Here is a 16,699-nt window from a genome sequence, read left to right on the forward strand (position 1 = left end):
GATCAGAGGTTCTTCTGGATCTCGGCCCACTTGGCCTCGACGTCGTCGAGGCCACCGCACATGAAGAACGCCTGCTCCGCCACGTGGTCGTACTCGCCGTCGGCGATCAGGTTGAACGCCTCGATCGTGTCGCCGATCGTGACGGTCGAGCCCTCGATGCCGGTGAACTGCTTGGCCACGTAGGTGTTCTGCGACAGGAACCGCTGGATGCGGCGCGCGCGGGAGACGATGATCTTGTCCTCTTCGGACAGCTCGTCGACACCCAGGATCGCAATGATGTCCTGCAGCTCCTTGTTGCGCTGCAGGATCTGCTTGATCCGGATCGCGCAGTCGTAGTGCGCCTGCCCGATGTACTGCGGGTCGAGGATCCGCGACGTCGAGGTCAGCGGGTCCACGGCCGGGTAGATACCGAGCGAGGCGATCTCACGGGACAGCTCCGTGGTCGCGTCCAGGTGGGCGAAGGTGGTCGCCGGCGCCGGGTCGGTGTAGTCGTCGGCGGGCACGTAGATCGCCTGCATCGAGGTGATCGAGTGACCGCGCGTCGAGGTGATCCGCTCCTGCAGGACACCCATCTCGTCAGCCAGGTTGGGCTGGTAGCCCACGGCGGAGGGCATGCGACCCAGCAGGGTCGAGACCTCGGAACCGGCCTGGGTGAAGCGGAAGATGTTGTCGATGAACAGCAGGACGTCCTGCTGCTGCACGTCACGGAAGTACTCCGCCATGGTGAGCGCGGAGAGCGCGACGCGCAGACGCGTGCCCGGCGGCTCGTCCATCTGGCCGAAGACGAGGGCGGTCTGTCCGAGGACGCCCGCCTCCTCCATCTCGACCATCAGGTCGTTGCCCTCACGGGTGCGCTCGCCGACACCGGCGAACACCGACACACCACCGTGGTTGCGGGCCACACGCGCGATCATCTCCTGGATGAGCACGGTCTTGCCCACGCCCGCGCCGCCGAACAGGCCGATCTTGCCGCCCTGGACGTACGGCGTCAGCAGGTCGATGACCTTGATGCCGGTCTCGAACATCTCGGTCTTCGACTCGAGCTGGTCGAACGCCGGCGCCTTGCGGTGGATGCCCCAGCGCTCGTTGACCTCGAAGGTCTCGCCCGGAGCCAGGTTGAGCACGTCGCCGGTGGTGTTGAACACCTTGCCGAGCGTCGCGTCACCGACGGGGACCATGATCGGGTTGCCCGTGTCGCGCACCGCGGTGCCACGGACCAGGCCGTCGGTCGGCTTCAGCGAGATCGCACGGACCATGCCGTCGCCGATGTGCTGGGCGACCTCGAGCGGGAGGACGAAGTCCACCCCGTTGAGGGTCACCTCGACCTCGAGCTTGTTGTAGATCTCCGGCATGTTGTCGACGGGGAACTCCACGTCGACGACCGGGCCGATCACGCGGGCGACGCGGCCGACACCCGTAGCGCCGGTCTGGTTGGTCTCTTCAACCGTTGCAGTCATGTCTCTCACTCACTCCCGGCGTTCGCATCGGCCAGCGCGTTGACGCCACCGACGATCTCGCTGATTTCCTGGGTAATGCCGGCCTGGCGGGCCTGGTTGGCGATGCGGGTGTACTTCTTGATGAGCTCCTCGGCGTTGTCCGTGGCGGACTTCATCGCCTTCTGGCGGGCAGCGAGCTCGGAAGCCGCCGCCTGCAGCACGGCGAAGAAGATCCGGCTCTGCACGTACTGCGGAAGCAGCGCGTCCAGCACCTCCGACGCAGACGGCTCGAACTCGTAGAGCGGGAGCAGGTCGGCCTCGGTCGGCTTCTCGTGACCCTGGACGACCTCGAGCGGCATCAACCGCATCGCGGTCGGCTCCTGGACCATCATCGAGCGGAACCGGGTGTAGACCACGTGGACCTCGTCGACGACACCGTCCTCGTCGGGCTCCTTGAGGAAGGCGTCGATCAGCGCGGTGCCGATCTCGGCGGCGACCTCGTAGGAGGGCTGGTCGGAGAAACCGGTCCACGCGCGGGCCACCGGACGCTGGCGGAACTTGAAGTACGCCTCGCCCTTGCGGCCCGTGATGTACCAGTCGACCTCCTTGCCCTCCGCGCGCACCCGCTCGGCGAGGCGCTCGGCCTCCTTGAGCGCGCTCGAGGAGTAGGCGCCGGCGAGACCGCGGTCGCTGGTGATGACCAGGATCGCGGCCCGCTTCGGGTTCTCGATCTCCTTGGTCAGGGGGTGGTCGACCTTCGAGAAGGTCGCCACCGCCGAGACCGCACGAGTCAGCTCGCGGGCGTACGGCGCCGCCGCCAGAGCCCGCTGCTGCGCCTTGATGATCCGGGACGCAGCAATGAGCTCCATGGCGCGCGTGATCTTCTTCATCGACTCCGTCGACTTGATCCGCGCGCGGTACTCACGCAGCGATACGGCCATGGTCAGCCCCGCTTCTGCTTGACGATCTGCTCCTGCTCGAGCGCGTCGTCCTCAAGGGCCTCCGCCTTCTCCGAACCCGGCTTCACCGAGCCACCGTCCGAGGTCTCGAACTGGTGGAGGAAGTCGTCGTAGGCGGCGGTCAGGCCGGCCTCGTCCTCGAACTTCTGCGTCTCGCGGATCGCGGACAGGATGCCCGTGTGCGTGCGGCGCAGGTAGTCGATGAACTGGTTCTCGAAGCGCAGGACGTCGCCGACCGGCACCACGTCGAGGCGACCGGTGGTGCCCAGCCACAGCGAGACCACCATCTCCTCGAGCGGGTACGGCGAGTACGCCGACTGCTTGAGCAGGGCCATCAGGCGCTGACCGCGGGCCAGCTGCTGACGCGAGGCGGCGTCGAGGTCGGAGGCGAACATCGCGAACGCCTCCATGGCGCGGAACTGCGCCAGGTCGACCTTGAGCGAGCCGGTGACGGCCTTCATCGCCTTGGTCATCGCCGCACCGCCGACGCGCGACACCGAGACACCGACGTCGATGGCCGGACGCTGGTTGGCCGCGAACAGGTCGGACTGCAGGAAGATCTGACCGTCGGTGATCGAGATGACGTTGGTCGGGATGAACGCCGAGACGTCGTTGGCCTTGGTCTCGATGATCGGCAGGCCGGTCATCGAGCCCGCGCCCAGCTCGTCGGAGAGCTTCGCGCAGCGCTCGAGCAGACGCGAGTGCAGGTAGAAGACGTCACCCGGGTAGGCCTCGCGGCCCGGCGGGCGACGCAGCAGCAGCGACACGGCGCGGTACGCCTCGGCCTGCTTGGTCAGGTCGTCGAACACGATGAGGACGTGCTTGCCCTCGTACATCCAGTGCTGGCCGATGGCCGAGCCGGTGTACGGCGCGAGGTACTTGAAGCCGGCGCTGTCGGAGGCCGGGGACGCCACGATCGTGGTGTACTCCAGCGCACCGGCGGCCTCGAGCGCGCCACGCACGGAGGCGATGGTCGAGCCCTTCTGGCCGATGGCGACGTAGATGCAGCGAACCTGCTTGGTCGGGTCGCCCGACTCCCAGTTCTGCTTCTGGTTGATGATCGTGTCGATCGCGATCGTGGTCTTGCCGGTCGCGCGGTCACCGATGATCAGCTGACGCTGACCACGGCCGATCGGGGTCATCGAGTCGATCGCCTTGATGCCGGTGGCGAGCGGCTCGTGCACCGACTTGCGCTCGACCACGTTGGGAGCCTGCAGCTCCAGCGCGCGGCGGCCGGTGGTCTCGATCTCGCCGAGGCCGTCGATCGGGGTGCCGAGCGGGTCGACCACGCGACCGAGGTAGCCGTCACCCACGGGAACCGAGAGGATCTCGCCGGTGCGGTGGACCGGCTGGCCCTCCTCGATGCCCTCGAAGTCACCGAGGATGACGACGCCGATCTCGCGGTCCTCGAGGTTCAGGGCCAGGCCCAGGGTGCCGTCCTCGAACTTGAGCAGCTCGTTCGCCATCGCCGACGGAAGCCCACTGACACGCGCGATGCCGTCGCCGGCCGATGCGACCGTCCCGACCTCTTCCTTGCTGGCCGCGTCGGGCTGGTAGTCGGCGACGTACTTCTGCAGCGCGTCGCGGATCTCGTCCGGACGGATGGAGAGCTCCGTCATCGTCGTTCCTTCTCTCTTTGGGTCTTCGAAGTGTTCGGGGTGGTCAGCCGACGAGTCGGCGGCGGGCGTCGTCGAGGCGGGTGGAGACAGTGCCGTCGATGACGTCGTCACCGATCTCGACACGGACGCCGCCCAGGACGGCCGGGTCGACCAGCAGGTTGAGATGGATCGGCCGGCCGTACTGGCGCGACAGCACGTCGCCCAGACGCCGCTGCTCGACCTCGGAGAGCGGACGGGCCACCCTCACGGTGGCGACGCTGCGCCCGTGCACCTCGGCAGCCACCTTCTGGTACTCCTCCAGGGCCGCCGACACGGTGCGGTGGCTCCCGGAGACGGCCTGCTCGGCGAGCACGACCGTCGCCGACAGCGAACGCCCTTCCAGCAGCGAGCGCAGCAGGCTGGCCTTCGCGCTCACCGTCCGGGAGGGATCGGCGAGTGCGTCGCGCAGCTCGGGGTTCTGCTTGATCGCCTGGCCGAGGGTGAAGATCTCGTCCTCGAGCCGGCCGGCGTCGTCACCGACGGACCGGACGAGCGCGACGACGCCGAGGTGCTCGAGAGCGTCGGCGAGGTCGCGGTTGGCGATCCAGCGGCGGGAGACCGCCGAGCGGAGCAGCCCGAGCGCGTCGGCGCCGATCTTCGAGCCGAACACGTCGGCGACGAAGCCGCTACGTGCCTCGGCGGGCGCCGACGCGTCGGTGACGAAGCGGCGCAGCGCACCTTCGGAGCGCAGCGTCGCCGCGACCGCGAAGAGGTCACCGCCCACCGTCGCCGCGGCCGGACCGGACGTCATGGACTCCAGCTCCCCGGCCAGGGCGACGACGGCGTCGGCCGACGCGCCGCGGAAGGACTTCGTCATCAGTTGACCCCCGGCGTCCCGGCCTCGAGGTCGGCGAGGAAGCGCTCCACGACACGGCCCTGACGGACGTCGTCGTCGAGGCTCTCGCCCACGATGCGGCCAGCGAGCGTGGTGGCCAGCGTGCCGACCTCCACGCGCAGGCTGTTGACGGCCTGCTGGCGCTCCGCCTCGATCTGCGTCTTCCCGTGCTCGACGATCCGGGAAGCCTCGGCCTGGGCCTGCTCCCGCATCTCCGAGACGATAACGGCACCCTGCTCACGCGCTTCCTCACGGATGCGCGCAGCCTCGTGACGGGCGTCGGCGAGCTGCTTCTCCAGCTCGGCGAGCTTGGCGTCGGCCTCGGCCTGCTTGGTCTCGGCCGCCGACAGGCCGCCCTCGATCGCAGCCGTTCGCTCGGCGAAGGCCTTCTCGAAGTTGGGGACGACGAACTTCCGGATCGCCAGGAGCAGCACCAGGAAGACGGCGGCCCCCAGGATGATCTCCGAGACGTGCGGGATGAGCGGGTTCAGCTCTCCCGCGGCCTGGATCGATTCACGCATGGGTCACCTCGGTCTTGGGGGTCGCGCGTCAGGAAAGGACGAAGGCGAGCGCGATGCCGATGATCGCGAGCGCCTCGGCGAGCGCGAAGCCGAGGATGGCGATCGACTGCAGGCGCGACTGGGCCTCGGGCTGGCGGGCCACACCGTTGATGTAGGCCGCGAAGATCAGACCCACGGCGAGGGCGGGGCCGATCGTGGCGATGCCGTAGCCGAGCATGTTGAGCGAGCCGTTGATGTCACCATTCATGACGGTGAGTGTTCCTTTCGGTTTGGTACTGCGGGAGTTTCGTTTCTCGGGCGCTCACCGGCCCACAGGGCACGGTGTGCTGCTCAGTGCTCGTCGGCGACAGCACCTGAGACGTACATGGCGGTCAGCAGCGTGAAGACGTAGGCCTGGAGGAACATGACCAGGAGCTCCAGCGCGGAGACTCCGAAGAACATGACCCAGGCGAGCACGCCGCCGATCGCGTTGATCGGGGAGAACGCCTCCAGGAGGAGGTACTCACCACCGAGGGCGAAGAGGATCAGCAGAAGGTGGCCGGCGAACATGTTCGCGAACAGACGCAGGGCCAGGGTGACCGGGCGGACCAGGATGTTGGACAGGAACTCCAGCGGAGCGATCAGCAGGAGGACCGGGCCGCGCACGCCGGCCGGCACGCAGGTGTGCTTGAGGTAGCCGAGGAAACCGTGCTTCCAGATGCCCACGCCGTTGTAGAGCAGCCAGCTCAGGGCCGCGAGGCCGTAGGCGTAGCCCGAGTGCGAGAACGTCGGGAACTGGATGAACGGGACCAGGCCGAAGTAGTTGTTCACCAGCACGAAGGCGAAGAGGGTGAACAGGTACGGCACGAACTTCATGTAGTGCTCGGTGCCGATGATGTCGCGGGCGATGCCGTTGCGGACACCGCTGTAGGCCCACTCACCGGCGTACTGGAGGCGACCGGGGACGATCGCCGCCTTCCGCGACGCCGCGTAGGTCACCGCGAAGATGAGGACCGCCGAGAGGACGACCATCACCATCGGCTTGGTGATCCCCCCGATGATCGGGGGCAGGTCGAAGTCCGCGGGACCGGGGGGCGTGAAGCCGCCGCTGGCCATGGGGACGAGCGCTGCTGCGAGATTCCCAGCGATCAACGCCGTGTCTCCTTCATGTACGTCACTTCTTCGAGTCTGTGGGCGGCACGTGACCGAACTGCTTCACGACCATGTAGATGCCGAACCCGGCACCGATCAGGATGCCGATGGCTACCAGGAAGGTCGTCCCCAGCCAGCGGTCGGCCAGCCAGCCGGCGCCGCCGTACAGGAGCACTCCGGCCACGATCTGACTGAAGGCCTGCCACGGGTCCGGCTGGGGTCCCTGGCCGTTCTCCGGCGCGTCTTTCGAAGCCATTGCGAACCGGACTGTAGCAGTCGGAGATGGTCATCGATCCCCCGCGTCCGACCTGGGGCCAACAGGGCCCGCACCGGGCGCGGGAAGGTCGAAGACGGGGATTCGGGCGCGCACGGTCCACACGACCTGCGCGACCATCCACACCAGCGTGCCGCCGATGATCCCGCCCACCATCCAGACCCGGTCCAGGGTGTCCTCGACCAGGCCGGCGTCCTCGATCGCCACGAGGGCGAGCAGCAGGAGCAGCACCTGGAGGGCATAGGTCAGCAGCGCGAAGAGCAGCGACGCCGCCGGCATCAGCCCCGCCACCGTGTGCACGGTGAAGGAGCCGAAGGAGAACACGGCGACGGCGATGAAGGCCCCGACGAGCACCCCGAGCCCAGCGGCGGACCCGCTCACGAGGCCACCGACCGCTCCGGCCACGAGCCCCAGGCCCGCCGTCGTCACCGCAGCCCACACCAGCACCCGCGCGCCGCTGTGGCGGCGGGGGTCGGCCGACGTCGTGGTCGGCTTCGTCGGCATGGTCGTCGGCAAGATCGGCGGCCCGTCGGGTCGTGTGCGGTCTGGCTGTGTCCCGAAGGTGCTCGGGCCACGGTCGCGACCCGTTCGGGCCGCTCGTGAAAACTATCACAAGGCGTAGGTACAGCGTTCTGCGCCCCCTCCCCCGTCTTGGGCCCCGTCTTGGGCCCCGCCTCCGGGACCCCGTTCGGGTAGCGCCCGGGGGGTCGCTACGGGGCGGGCTCGTCGAGCGCCTCGAGCAGCTTGGGCTTGTGCAGGACCGGCAGCAGGAAGGTCAGCGCCACGGTGAGCACCACGGCGCTGCCGAGCGCGATCCAGACCCAAGCCCCGCGGTAGAGCGAGGGGATCACCGTGCCGAAGGCGACCAGCGCGGCCCAGGTCCACATGATCAGGACGGCCCGGCGCTGGGAGTGCCCGATCTCCAGCAGCCGGTGGTGCAGGTGCTGCTTGTCCGGGGCGAACGGCGAGCGCCCCGCTCTCGTCCGGCGTACGACGGCCAGCACCAGGTCCAGCAAGGGCACCACGAGGATCGCGATCGGCAACAGCAGCGGTAGCAGCGTCGGCAACAGGCTGGCCTGGGTGCCCGGGCCGCCCTCCGCGATCTGGGAGCCGGAGAACTGCCCGGTCAGCGTCACCGCGCTGGCCGAGAGCACCAGGCCGATCAGCATCGAGCCGCTGTCGCCCATGAACAGGCGTGCCGGGTGGAAGTTGTGCACCAGGAACCCCGCGCAGGCACCGGCCAGGGAGATGCTGAGCAGCGCGGCGGTCGTGGCCCGGTCGGCACTGTTGAGCCGGGTCAGCTCGTAGCAGAAGACGAAGAAGGCGATCGCGCCGATGCCCACGACGCCGGCGGCCAGGCCGTCGAGGCCGTCGACGAAGTTCACCGCGTTGACGGTCGCCACGACCACGAAGCCGGTCAGCAGCGCGCCCTGGGTGCCCTCCAGGGAGAACTGCACCCCGTTGGTCCAGGGGAAGTAGAAGTACTGGATCCCGAAGAAGATGAGGAACCCGGCGGCGAGCACCTGCCCGCCGAGCTTGGTGAGCGCGTCCAGCTCGAAGAGGTCGTCGAGCACGCCGACCGCGCAGATGAGGGCGCCGGCGATCAGCACGATGCCCGCGTCCTTGAAGACGAACGGGCCGCCCAGGGAGAGGAACGGCAGCTCCCGGGCGACCAGGTAGGCAGCGACCAGGCCGCCGAGCATCGCCAGGCCGCCGAGGTACGGGATCGGCTCGTCGTGCACGTCCCGGTCGCGCACCCGGGCGACGGCGCCGGTGCGCAGCGCGATCTCGCGGGCGAACACGGTCAGCAGCGAGGTGACCGCCGCGGCGACCAGGAAGACCAGGATGTACTCGCGCACCGGCCTAGCCCTCGTCGACGAGCGTGGCGCCGAGCGGTTCCAGCACGGCGTTGAGGTCGCTCAGCGCCAGCGCCCCGCGGCGCAGCACCCGGCCGCGCTCGCCGGTGGCGTCGATGATGGTCGAGGCCTCTGTGCCAGGAGAACTCCCGGCGTCCACGACGACCGCCACCGAGGTGCCGAGCATCTCCTCGGCCGCATCGGCGTCGGTGGCCGCGGGCAGCCCGGTGGTGTTGGCCGAGCTGACCGCCAGCGGGCCGGTGCGCTCGAGGATCGCGAGGGCGACGGGGTGGTCGGGCATCCGCACCGCGACCGTGCCGCGGGTGTCGCCGAGGTCCCACTGCAGGGACGTCTGCTGGTGGCACACGAGGGTGAGCGGGCCGGGCCAGAACTCCTCGACCAGCGCGCGCGCCCAGGCGGGCACCCGTGTGGCCAAGGCGTCGAGGGTGGTGGCCGAGCTCACCAGCACCGGCGGCGGCATCTCGCGGCCGCGCCCCTTGGCCGCCAGCAGCCCCGCGACCGCGGCGGGGTCGAAGGCGTCCGCGCCGATCCCGTAGACCGTGTCGGTCGGCAGCACGATGAGGTCCCCGCGGCGTACGGCAGTGGTCGCGGCGGCCACCGCCGCCTCGCGCTCGTCGTCGGTGGTGGTCGGGAAGCGCTCGGTCACGCTGCTCATCGTGCCAGTCGCGCCGTGAGGAAGCGCGCCCGGCCCGCGAGGTCGCGGTGGTCGCGGACGTCGGCCCAGCGCCCGGTGCCCGCGAAGACCGCAGGCGCCGACTCACCCTGCACGTCGGCGTGCTCGGCGCCGACCACTCCCCCGCGGCGCAGCAGCACCGCCGCCCGGCGCTCGAGCACGCGCAGCGCGTCGAGGCCGTCCTGGCCCGAGAAGAGCGCGAGGTGCGGGTCGTGGTCGCGGGCCTCGGGGGCGACCGACTCCCAGGCCTCCAGCGGGATGTACGGCGGGTTGCAGGTCAGCACGTCGACGGTGCCCACCAGCTCCTCGAAGGCCGTGGCCATGTCGCCGAGCCGGAGCTCGACGCCGGTGCCGGCCAGGTTGCGCTCGGCCCAGGCGTGCGCGCCGGGGTCCAGCTCGACGGCGTGCACCCGGGCGCCGGGCACCTCGTCGGCGAGCGCCTTCGCGACCGCGCCGGACCCGGTGCACAGGTCGAGGACCACGCACTCGCCGCGCTCGGCGAGGACCTCGCTGGCACGCTCCACCGCCCACCCGGCGAGCAGCTCGGTCTCGGGCCGGGGCACGAACACGCCCGGGCCGACGGCCAGCTCGACGTGGCGGAACCAGGCGACCCCGGTGAGGTGCTGCAGCGGCTCGCGGTCCGCCCGGCGGGCCACCAGTGCCGTGTAGCGCTCCGCGTCGTCCGCGGCGACCTCGTCGAGGAGCACCAGCGCGCCACGGGTGGTGCCGAGCACGTGCGCGAGCAGCTCGGCCGCGTCGTGCTCGGGGCTGGCGACCCCGGCGTCCCGCAGCCGCGCGACCGCCTCGGTGAGCAGGTCGCGGCGGCGGCGGGCGCCGGCGTGCTGGGGGCTCACTGCTCCAGCGCCTCGAGGCGGGCGGCGAAGTCGGCGTCGAGGCAGGAGCCGATGACCGGGCCGAGCGCGCCGTCGAGCACCTGGTCGAGGTTGTAGGACTTGTAGCCGGTCCGGTGGTCGGAGATCCGGTTCTCGGGATAGTTGTAGGTGCGGATCCGCTCGGAGCGGTCCACGGTGCGCACCTGGCTGCGCCGGGCGTCGCTGGCCTCGGCGTCGGCCGCCTCCTGGGCGGCGGCGAGGAGCCGCGCGCGCAGGATCCGCATCGCCTGCTCCTTGTTCTGCAGCTGGCTCTTCTCGTTCTGACAGCTCACCACGATGCCGGTCGGCACGTGGGTGATCCGGACCGCGGAGTCGGTGGTGTTGACGCTCTGGCCACCGGGACCGCTGGAGCGGAAGACGTCGATGCGCAGGTCGTTGTCGTCGACGTCGACCTCCACCTGCTCGGCCTCGGGCAGCACCAGGACGCCGGCGGCGCTGGTGTGCACCCGGCCCTGGGACTCGGTGACGGGCACCCGCTGCACGCGGTGCACGCCGCCCTCGAACTTCAGCTGGGCGTACGGCGCCTCGCCGGGCGCCGGGGTCCCCTTCGCCTTCACCGCCACCGTGACGGACTTGTAGCCGCCCAGGTCGGACTCGTGGGCGTCGAGCATCTCGACCTTCCAGCCCTGCGCCTCGGCGTACCGGGTGTACATGCGCAGCAGGTCGCCGGCGAACAGCGCCGACTCCTCGCCGCCCTCCCCGGACTTCACCTCGAGGATCGCGTCCTTGTCGTCGCCGGGGTCGCGGGGCACGAGCAGGCGGCGCAGCCGCTCCTCGGCGGTGTGGCGCTGCTCGACGAGCGCGGTCACCTCCTCGGCGAAGGCGGGGTCCTCGGCCGCGAGCTCGCGCGCGGCCTCGACGTCCTCGCCGAGACGCTGCCAGTCGCGCCAGGTCGTCACGATCGCCGAGAGCGCGTGGTAGCGGCTGTTGAGCCGCTTTGCCAGGCGCGCGTCGGCGTGGGTCTCGGGAGCAGCGAGCCGCTGCTCCAGGTCGGCATGCTCGGCGAGCATCCCCTCGACTGCCTCGAACACGACACTCCTCGACTGCACCACTGATCGAACTGACCAGGCCCGGAAGGACCCGGCTGGCACGGGCGGGTACCCGTGAAATGCAAGCACCGGTCGCCGCCCGAGGGCGACGACCGGTGCAGGGTGACAGCTACTTCTTGGCTGCCTTGGCGTAGCGGGCCTCGAAGCGGGCGACGCGGCCGCCGGTGTCGAGGATCTTCTGCTTGCCGGTGTAGAACGGGTGGCACTGCGAGCACACGTCGGCCTTGATCTGGCCCGAGGTCTCGGTGCTGCGGGTGGTGAACGTCGCGCCGCAGGTGCAGGTCACCTGGGTCTCGACGTAGGTGGGGTGGATGTCCTTCTTCATGGTGTCCTCTCAGCCGCCGGGTCGCCGTCCGCGGGGTGCGGACCGGACGTGAACCGGAACCAGCACAGAAGTGTGCCACTGCAGCCAACGCAGCGGTAATCGGGCCCATTCCCGAACCCGCGCTCCGCACCGGACCACGCGGTGTCTGCTCGGTCACGCCGTCGCGGGCGTCGGGCTAGACGACCCTCGCGAGCAGGGCCTCGACCCGCGAGGCGAGCTCGCGGGGGCTGAACGGCTTGGTGATGTAGTCGTCGGCGCCGGAGTCGAAGCCGTTCTCCACGTCCGTCTCCTGGGCGCGCGCGGTGAGCAGGATCACCGGCAGGTCCGCGAGGGCGGGGTCGGCGCGGATGGCCCGGATCGCGTCGAGGCCGGAGACGCCCGGCATCATCACGTCGAGGACCGCCAGGTCGGGCCGGTCCCCCCGGCACGCGTCGATCGCGGCCTGGCCGTCGGCCACCGCGGTGATCTCGTGGCCCAGTGTGGAGAGCTTGAACTCCACGAGCTCGCGGATGTCGACGTCGTCGTCCGCGACCAGGATCCGTGCCACGAGCAAACCCCCCTGAGACTCGGCGGACACTGCAGGTGAGCCTATCCGGATCGCCGCCCCCGCGGGCCCGGACCGGGCAACCCGCGAGGACGGGACGAGGGGCCGGTCGGCCCGCGGCCGACCGACCCCTCCTCCACATGTGCCGGTGTCCCGGACGCGTCCTCAGCTGCCGGCGCGGTGCATCTTCATCAGGAGCTCGACGTTGCTCTGGGTGCCGCGCAGGCGCTCGTGCAGCAGCTCGGCCGCCTCCTGCTCGCTCCGCTCGGCCAGCGCGCCGCGCAGCTGCCCGACCACCGCTGCCTCCTCGGGGCTGAAGAGCAGCTCCTCGTGGCGGGTGCCCGAGGCGGCGACGTCGATCGCCGGGAAGAGGCGCTTGTCGGCGAGCCCCCGGCTGAGCCGCAGCTCCATGTTGCCGGTCCCGGTGAACTCCTCGAAGATCACCTCGTCCATCGCCGAGCCGCTGTCGACGACCGCGGTGGCGAGGATCGTGAGCGAGCCGCCGTTCTCGATGTTGCGCGCGGCGCCGAAGAACTTCTTGGGCGGGTACATCGCCGCCGCGTCGACGCCGCCGGACAGCATCCGGCCGCTGGCGGGGGTGGCGAGGTTGTAGGCGCGCGCGAGGCGGGTGATGCCGTCGAGCAGCACCACGACGTCGTGGCCGAGCTCGACGAGCCGCTTGGCACGCTCGATCGCCAGCTCGGCGACCAGGGTGTGGTCGGCCGGGGGGCGGTCGAAGGTCGAGGCGATGACCTCGCCCTTGACCGAGCGCTCGAAGTCGGTGACCTCCTCGGGACGCTCGTCCACGAGCACGACCATCAGGTGGCACTCGGGGTTGTTGGCGGTGATCGAGGCCGCGACGGCCTGCAGCAACGTCGTCTTGCCGGCCTTGGCGGGCGACACGATCAGGCCGCGCTGGCCCTTGCCGACGGGGGCGGCCAGGTCGATGATGCGCCCGATCAGGTTGTCCGCGCCGGTCTCCAGGCGCAGCCGCTCGGAGGGGTGCACGGGGGTCAGGCGCGAGAACTCCACGCGGTCCCGGGCCGCCTCCGGGTCCGACCCGTTGACGCTCTCGAGGCGCACCATCGGGTTGAACTTCTCCTTGCGCTCGCCCTCACGGGGCTGGCGCACCTGGCCGACGACGGCGTCGCCGCGACGCAGGCCGAACTTCCGGACCATCGACAGCGACAGGTAGACGTCGTCGGGACCCGGCAGGTAGCCGGTCGTCCGCACGAACGCGTAGTTGTCGAGCACGTCGAGGATGCCCGCGGCGGGCACGAGCACGTCGTCCTCGAGCACGGTGGTGTCCGGCTCGTTGCGCGACCCGGTGCCCGGCCGGTTGCGCTCGCGCCCCCGACGCCGGCGGTTGCGACCGCGGCCGTCCTCGTCGTCGTCGTCGTGCTGGCCCTGGCCCTGGCCCCGGTCCTGCTGGCGGTCCTGCTTGTCCTGCTGCTGGCGCTCCTGCTGCTGACGGTCCTGCTTGTCCTGCTGCTGGCGCTCCTGCTGCTGACGGTCCTGCTTGTCCTGCTGCTGGCGGTCCTGCTGCTGGCGGTCCTGCTTGTCCTGCTGGCGCGAGCGCTCGCCCCGGCCGTCCTTGCCGGCGCCGTCCTTGTTGCCGTCGCGGGTGCCGTCCTGCTTGCCGTCGCGGCGGCCGTCCTTCGACCCGGTCTGAGCGTCCTGGCCGCGCTCCTCACGCACCCGCCGCTCACGGCGCGACTGCTGCTGCTCGCCCTGGTCGGACGTGTCGCCGCGCGGCGTCTCCTCGCGCGACTCGGCGGGCTGCTCACCGTCGCCGCGGCGCGCACGCGTACGGCGCGGGGCCTCGGCCTCGCCTCGCGGGCCGTCGGCCTGCCCGGTCTGGGCCGGACGTGCCTCGGCCTGCGGCGTCTCGGCCTGCGGCGTCTCGGCGCGGGGCGTCTCGGCCCGGGGCGTCTCGGCCTCGGCCTGCGGCGCGGCCGCGGGCGGCTGGGCCTCGCGTGCCGCGGCGCGACCGCGGGTGCGGGTCACGACGCGCGGCTTCTCCGACGCTGCGTGGACGCCCGGCGCCTGCGTAGCGGGCTGCTGATCGGCCTGGCTGCCGGTCTTGCCGGACTGGCCACCGGATTGGGCGGCCTTGATGGCGTCGACGAGCTGCGCCTTCTTCATGGCAGCGGCCCCCGGGATCCCGAGTCCGCCGGCCATCGCCTTCAGGTCGGCGAGGAGCAGGGAGTTCAGGCCGCTGCCGCGCTTGCGCGCTGCGGGCGGCTGCGTCGAGCCGGCCGGGGTCTCGGCGGGGATGTCGGTGTCGCTCACGTGAGGTCCTTCCCACGTTCAGTGCCGGCGCGTCACGAGGAGCGCCCGGCTGCTGGAGTCTGGTCCTCTCCACTGCCCGGGTGGACGATCACAGGACCCGGGTGCGGCTCGAACCGCGGAGACTCGGAGAGGGTCGCACCCGCGGTGCTTCCCCTCGGGGAGGTCGCGGCTGCCACGCCGTACAAGAGCGGCGCGCGGTCAGGGTACCACCGCGTTCCTGCGCCCCACCGAGAGTGCGCCGGAGCGGCTCAGACGGTCCGGACGCCCTCGGTGTCGACGGCCAGGTGCTGCACCGTCCAGCCCTCCGGGCAGCAGGCGAGCAGCTCGTCGGTCGCCGGGACCTCGCGCCCCCCGCAGAAGGCCAGCACGGTGGGCCCGGCCCCCGAGACGACCGCCGGGATCCCGCGGGCGCGCAGCCGGTCGACCAGGTCGAGCGAGGCCGGCATCGCCGGGCGCCGGTAGTCCTGGTGCAGGTAGTCGCGGGTCGCCAGCAGCAGGTGCTCGGGGCGGCCGGCGAGGGCCGCGACCAGCAGCGCGGCGCGCCCGGCGTCGGCGGCCGCGTCGGCGTGCGGGACCATCGCGGGCAGCAGGCCGCGGGCGACGGAGGTCGTGACGCCGTCGGCGGGCACGAACACCACCGCCGAGACCCGCGGGTCGACCGCCGAGGCGACGGCCCAGAAGGCACCGTCCTCGTGCCCGGAGATCACGAACCCGCCGTAGAACGCCGGCGCGACGTTGTCGGGATGGCCCTCCAGGTCGGCCGCCAGGCGGAACAGCGCGTCGTCGTCGAGCAGCAGCGAGCCGCCCGCGACCAGCGCGCGGGCCAGGGTGACCCCACCGACGATCGCGGCGGAGGAGGAGCCCAGGCCGCGTGCGTGCGGGATCAGGTTGCGACACGAGAGGCGCAGGCCCGGGGGCTGCGTCCCCATCGCCTCGAACGCGGCGCGCATGGCGCGGACCACCAGGTGCGACTCGTCGCGCGGTACGCCGTCCGCGCCCGCACCCTCGACCTCGACCACGAGGCCCGACTCAGCCACCTCGGCCTCGAGCTCGTCACGCAGGTCCAGCGCGAGACCGAGGGCGTCGAAGCCCGGGCCGAGGTTGGCCGAGGTCGCCGGCACCGAGACCCGCACGGGGCCCTCGACGAAGGTCACCACGCGCTCAGGCGAGGCCTGCGGCCTGGGCCGCAGCGGTGACGTCGGCGTCGACAACCGTGTCGACGAGCGGGCCGAAGCCCTCGAGCGCGGTGGCGGTGTCCTTGAGCCCGTGGCCGGTCACCGTGATCACGACCCGGGCGTCGGCGTAGGAGACCCCGGCCGCGAGCTGCTGGAGCAGCCCGGCGACGCCGGCCGCCGAGGCGGGCTCGACGAAGACGCCGTCGTGGCAGGCCAGCTCACGCTGGGCGGCGAGGATCTGCTCGTCGGTGACCGACTCGAAGCAGCCGCCGGACTCCTCGCGCGCGGCCTCGGCGAGGTGCCAGGAGGCGGGGTTGCCGATCCGGATCGCGGTGGCCTTGGTCTCCGGGTCCGGCACGGGCGCGCCGTTGACCAGGGGCGCGGCACCGGCGGCCTGGAAGCCGCGCATCACGGGCTTGCGGGTCGACCGGCCGAGGGCGGCGTACTGGTTGTAGCCCAGCCAGTAGGCGGAGATGTTGCCGGCGTTGCCCACCGGGAGCAGGTGGTAGTCGGGCGCGTCGCCGAGGAAGTCCACGATCTCGAACGCCGCCGTCTTCTGCCCCTCGAGGCGGACCGGGTTGACGGAGTTGACCAGGGCGACGGGGTACTCGTCGGCCAGGCCGCGCGCCATCGCCAGGCAGTCGTCGAAGTTGCCGCGGACCATGATCACCTGGGCGCCGTGCAGGATGGCCTGCGCCATCTTCCCGGCGGCGATCTTGCCCTCGGGGACGAGGACGAGCGGCTTGAGGCCGGCCTTGGCGGCGTACGCGGCCATCGCGGCGGAGGTGTTGCCGGTCGAGGCGCAGACCACCGCCTGGGCGCCCTCGTGCTTGGCCACCGAGATCGCCGCGGTCATGCCGCGGTCCTTGAAGGAGCCGGTCGGGTTGGAGCCCTCGACCTTGAGCCAGACCTCACCCTGGGTGAGCCCGGAGAGCCACTCGGAGTGCACCAGCGGGGTGCCGCCCTCACGCAGCGTGACGGCGGGGGTCCCCTCCGGGATGTCGAGGAGGTCGCGGTACTCCTCGATGACGCCGCGCCACTGGTGGGTTGCTGCCAT

Annotated in this window: 18 protein-coding genes; all 18 read right to left on the reverse strand. The window is 71.3% G+C overall.

Annotated features, from left to right (window positions below):
* Positions 1-2: 2 nt before the first annotated feature.
* Complete coding sequence (gene atpD, locus HBO46_RS14135; protein ID WP_166140554.1) at positions 3-1,457, reverse strand: F0F1 ATP synthase subunit beta; 1,455 nt, start codon at positions 1,455-1,457, stop codon at positions 3-5.
* Between the two features lie 5 nt (positions 1,458-1,462).
* On the reverse strand, positions 1,463-2,377 hold the full coding sequence (locus tag HBO46_RS14140) for a F0F1 ATP synthase subunit gamma (protein ID WP_166140553.1): 915 nt from the start codon (positions 2,375-2,377) through the stop codon (positions 1,463-1,465).
* Between the two features lie 2 nt (positions 2,378-2,379).
* Positions 2,380-4,014: a F0F1 ATP synthase subunit alpha gene (atpA, locus tag HBO46_RS14145; protein ID WP_166140552.1), complete on the reverse strand. Its 1,635-nt coding sequence runs from the start codon at positions 4,012-4,014 to the stop codon at positions 2,380-2,382.
* Between the two features lie 43 nt (positions 4,015-4,057).
* Positions 4,058-4,870, reverse strand: coding sequence for a F0F1 ATP synthase subunit delta (locus tag HBO46_RS14150; protein ID WP_166140551.1), 813 nt, complete (start codon positions 4,868-4,870; stop codon positions 4,058-4,060).
* On the reverse strand, positions 4,870-5,409 hold the full coding sequence (locus tag HBO46_RS14155; RefSeq protein WP_166140550.1) for a F0F1 ATP synthase subunit B: 540 nt from the start codon (positions 5,407-5,409) through the stop codon (positions 4,870-4,872). The genes HBO46_RS14150 and HBO46_RS14155 overlap by 1 nt, the downstream gene beginning before the upstream one ends.
* Positions 5,410-5,437: 28 nt before the next feature.
* The gene (locus tag HBO46_RS14160) at positions 5,438-5,656 is read right to left on the reverse strand and encodes an ATP synthase F0 subunit C (protein WP_153324497.1); all 219 of its coding nucleotides are present in this window, start codon (positions 5,654-5,656) and stop codon (positions 5,438-5,440) included.
* Between the two features lie 83 nt (positions 5,657-5,739).
* A complete protein-coding gene (gene atpB / locus HBO46_RS14165; protein WP_317983878.1) occupies positions 5,740-6,540 on the reverse strand; it encodes a F0F1 ATP synthase subunit A in 801 nt (266 codons plus the stop codon).
* Between the two features lie 22 nt (positions 6,541-6,562).
* Positions 6,563-6,796: an AtpZ/AtpI family protein gene (locus HBO46_RS14170; RefSeq protein WP_153324498.1), complete on the reverse strand. Its 234-nt coding sequence runs from the start codon at positions 6,794-6,796 to the stop codon at positions 6,563-6,565.
* A gap of 30 nt (positions 6,797-6,826) precedes the next feature.
* Complete coding sequence (locus HBO46_RS14175; protein WP_166140549.1) at positions 6,827-7,318, reverse strand: hypothetical protein; 492 nt, start codon at positions 7,316-7,318, stop codon at positions 6,827-6,829.
* A 206-nt stretch (positions 7,319-7,524) separates the two neighbouring features.
* Positions 7,525-8,673, reverse strand: a complete 1,149-nt coding sequence (locus HBO46_RS14180; RefSeq protein ID WP_166140548.1) for a glycosyltransferase family 4 protein — start codon at positions 8,671-8,673, stop codon at positions 7,525-7,527.
* 4 nt (positions 8,674-8,677) lie between these two features.
* Positions 8,678-9,346 (reverse strand): L-threonylcarbamoyladenylate synthase, encoded by a 669-nt coding sequence (locus HBO46_RS14185; RefSeq protein ID WP_166140547.1) that lies wholly within the window; start codon positions 9,344-9,346, stop codon positions 8,678-8,680.
* Positions 9,343-10,218, reverse strand: coding sequence for a peptide chain release factor N(5)-glutamine methyltransferase (gene prmC, locus HBO46_RS14190; protein ID WP_224769079.1), 876 nt, complete (start codon positions 10,216-10,218; stop codon positions 9,343-9,345). The genes HBO46_RS14185 and prmC overlap by 4 nt, the downstream gene beginning before the upstream one ends.
* Positions 10,215-11,288 carry a peptide chain release factor 1 gene (gene prfA / locus HBO46_RS14195; protein WP_166140546.1) on the reverse strand — a complete coding sequence of 358 codons (1,074 nt, stop codon included), beginning with the start codon at positions 11,286-11,288 and terminating at the stop codon, positions 10,215-10,217. Before prfA ends, prmC begins: the two co-directional genes overlap by 4 nt.
* Positions 11,289-11,415: 127 nt before the next feature.
* Positions 11,416-11,631, reverse strand: a complete 216-nt coding sequence (gene rpmE, locus HBO46_RS14200; RefSeq protein WP_166140545.1) for a 50S ribosomal protein L31 — start codon at positions 11,629-11,631, stop codon at positions 11,416-11,418.
* 175 nt (positions 11,632-11,806) lie between these two features.
* The gene (locus HBO46_RS14205) at positions 11,807-12,178 is read right to left on the reverse strand and encodes a response regulator transcription factor (RefSeq protein WP_166140544.1); all 372 of its coding nucleotides are present in this window, start codon (positions 12,176-12,178) and stop codon (positions 11,807-11,809) included.
* A gap of 162 nt (positions 12,179-12,340) precedes the next feature.
* The gene (gene rho, locus HBO46_RS14210) at positions 12,341-14,467 is read right to left on the reverse strand and encodes a transcription termination factor Rho (protein ID WP_224769082.1); all 2,127 of its coding nucleotides are present in this window, start codon (positions 14,465-14,467) and stop codon (positions 12,341-12,343) included.
* Between the two features lie 248 nt (positions 14,468-14,715).
* Positions 14,716-15,624 (reverse strand): homoserine kinase, encoded by a 909-nt coding sequence (thrB, locus tag HBO46_RS14215; RefSeq protein ID WP_166140543.1) that lies wholly within the window; start codon positions 15,622-15,624, stop codon positions 14,716-14,718.
* A gap of 4 nt (positions 15,625-15,628) precedes the next feature.
* Positions 15,629-16,699, reverse strand: coding sequence for a threonine synthase (thrC, locus tag HBO46_RS14220; protein ID WP_166140542.1), 1,071 nt, complete (start codon positions 16,697-16,699; stop codon positions 15,629-15,631).

It is taken from the genome of Nocardioides ochotonae, from assembly GCF_011420305.2.
GTDB lineage: Bacteria > Actinomycetota > Actinomycetes > Propionibacteriales > Nocardioidaceae > Nocardioides > Nocardioides ochotonae.

Excerpts from the sequence above, each read along its gene's own strand:
- atpD (WP_166140554.1), bottom strand. The coding sequence starts at position 1,457 with ATGACTGCAACGGTTGAAGAGACCAACCAGACCGGCGCTACGGGTGTC.
- HBO46_RS14140 (WP_166140553.1), bottom strand. The coding sequence starts at position 2,377 with ATGGCCGTATCGCTGCGTGAGTACCGCGCGCGGATCAAGTCGACGGAG.
- atpA (WP_166140552.1), bottom strand. The coding sequence starts at position 4,014 with ATGACGGAGCTCTCCATCCGTCCGGACGAGATCCGCGACGCGCTGCAG.
- HBO46_RS14150 (WP_166140551.1), bottom strand. The coding sequence starts at position 4,870 with ATGACGAAGTCCTTCCGCGGCGCGTCGGCCGACGCCGTCGTCGCCCTG.
- HBO46_RS14155 (WP_166140550.1), bottom strand. The coding sequence starts at position 5,409 with ATGCGTGAATCGATCCAGGCCGCGGGAGAGCTGAACCCGCTCATCCCG.
- HBO46_RS14160 (WP_153324497.1), bottom strand. The coding sequence starts at position 5,656 with ATGAATGGTGACATCAACGGCTCGCTCAACATGCTCGGCTACGGCATC.
- HBO46_RS14170 (WP_153324498.1), bottom strand. The coding sequence starts at position 6,796 with ATGGCTTCGAAAGACGCGCCGGAGAACGGCCAGGGACCCCAGCCGGAC.
- HBO46_RS14175 (WP_166140549.1), bottom strand. The coding sequence starts at position 7,318 with ATGCCGACGAAGCCGACCACGACGTCGGCCGACCCCCGCCGCCACAGC.
- HBO46_RS14185 (WP_166140547.1), bottom strand. The coding sequence starts at position 9,346 with ATGAGCAGCGTGACCGAGCGCTTCCCGACCACCACCGACGACGAGCGC.
- rpmE (WP_166140545.1), bottom strand. The coding sequence starts at position 11,631 with ATGAAGAAGGACATCCACCCCACCTACGTCGAGACCCAGGTGACCTGC.
- thrC (WP_166140542.1), bottom strand. The coding sequence starts at position 16,699 with ATGGCAGCAACCCACCAGTGGCGCGGCGTCATCGAGGAGTACCGCGAC.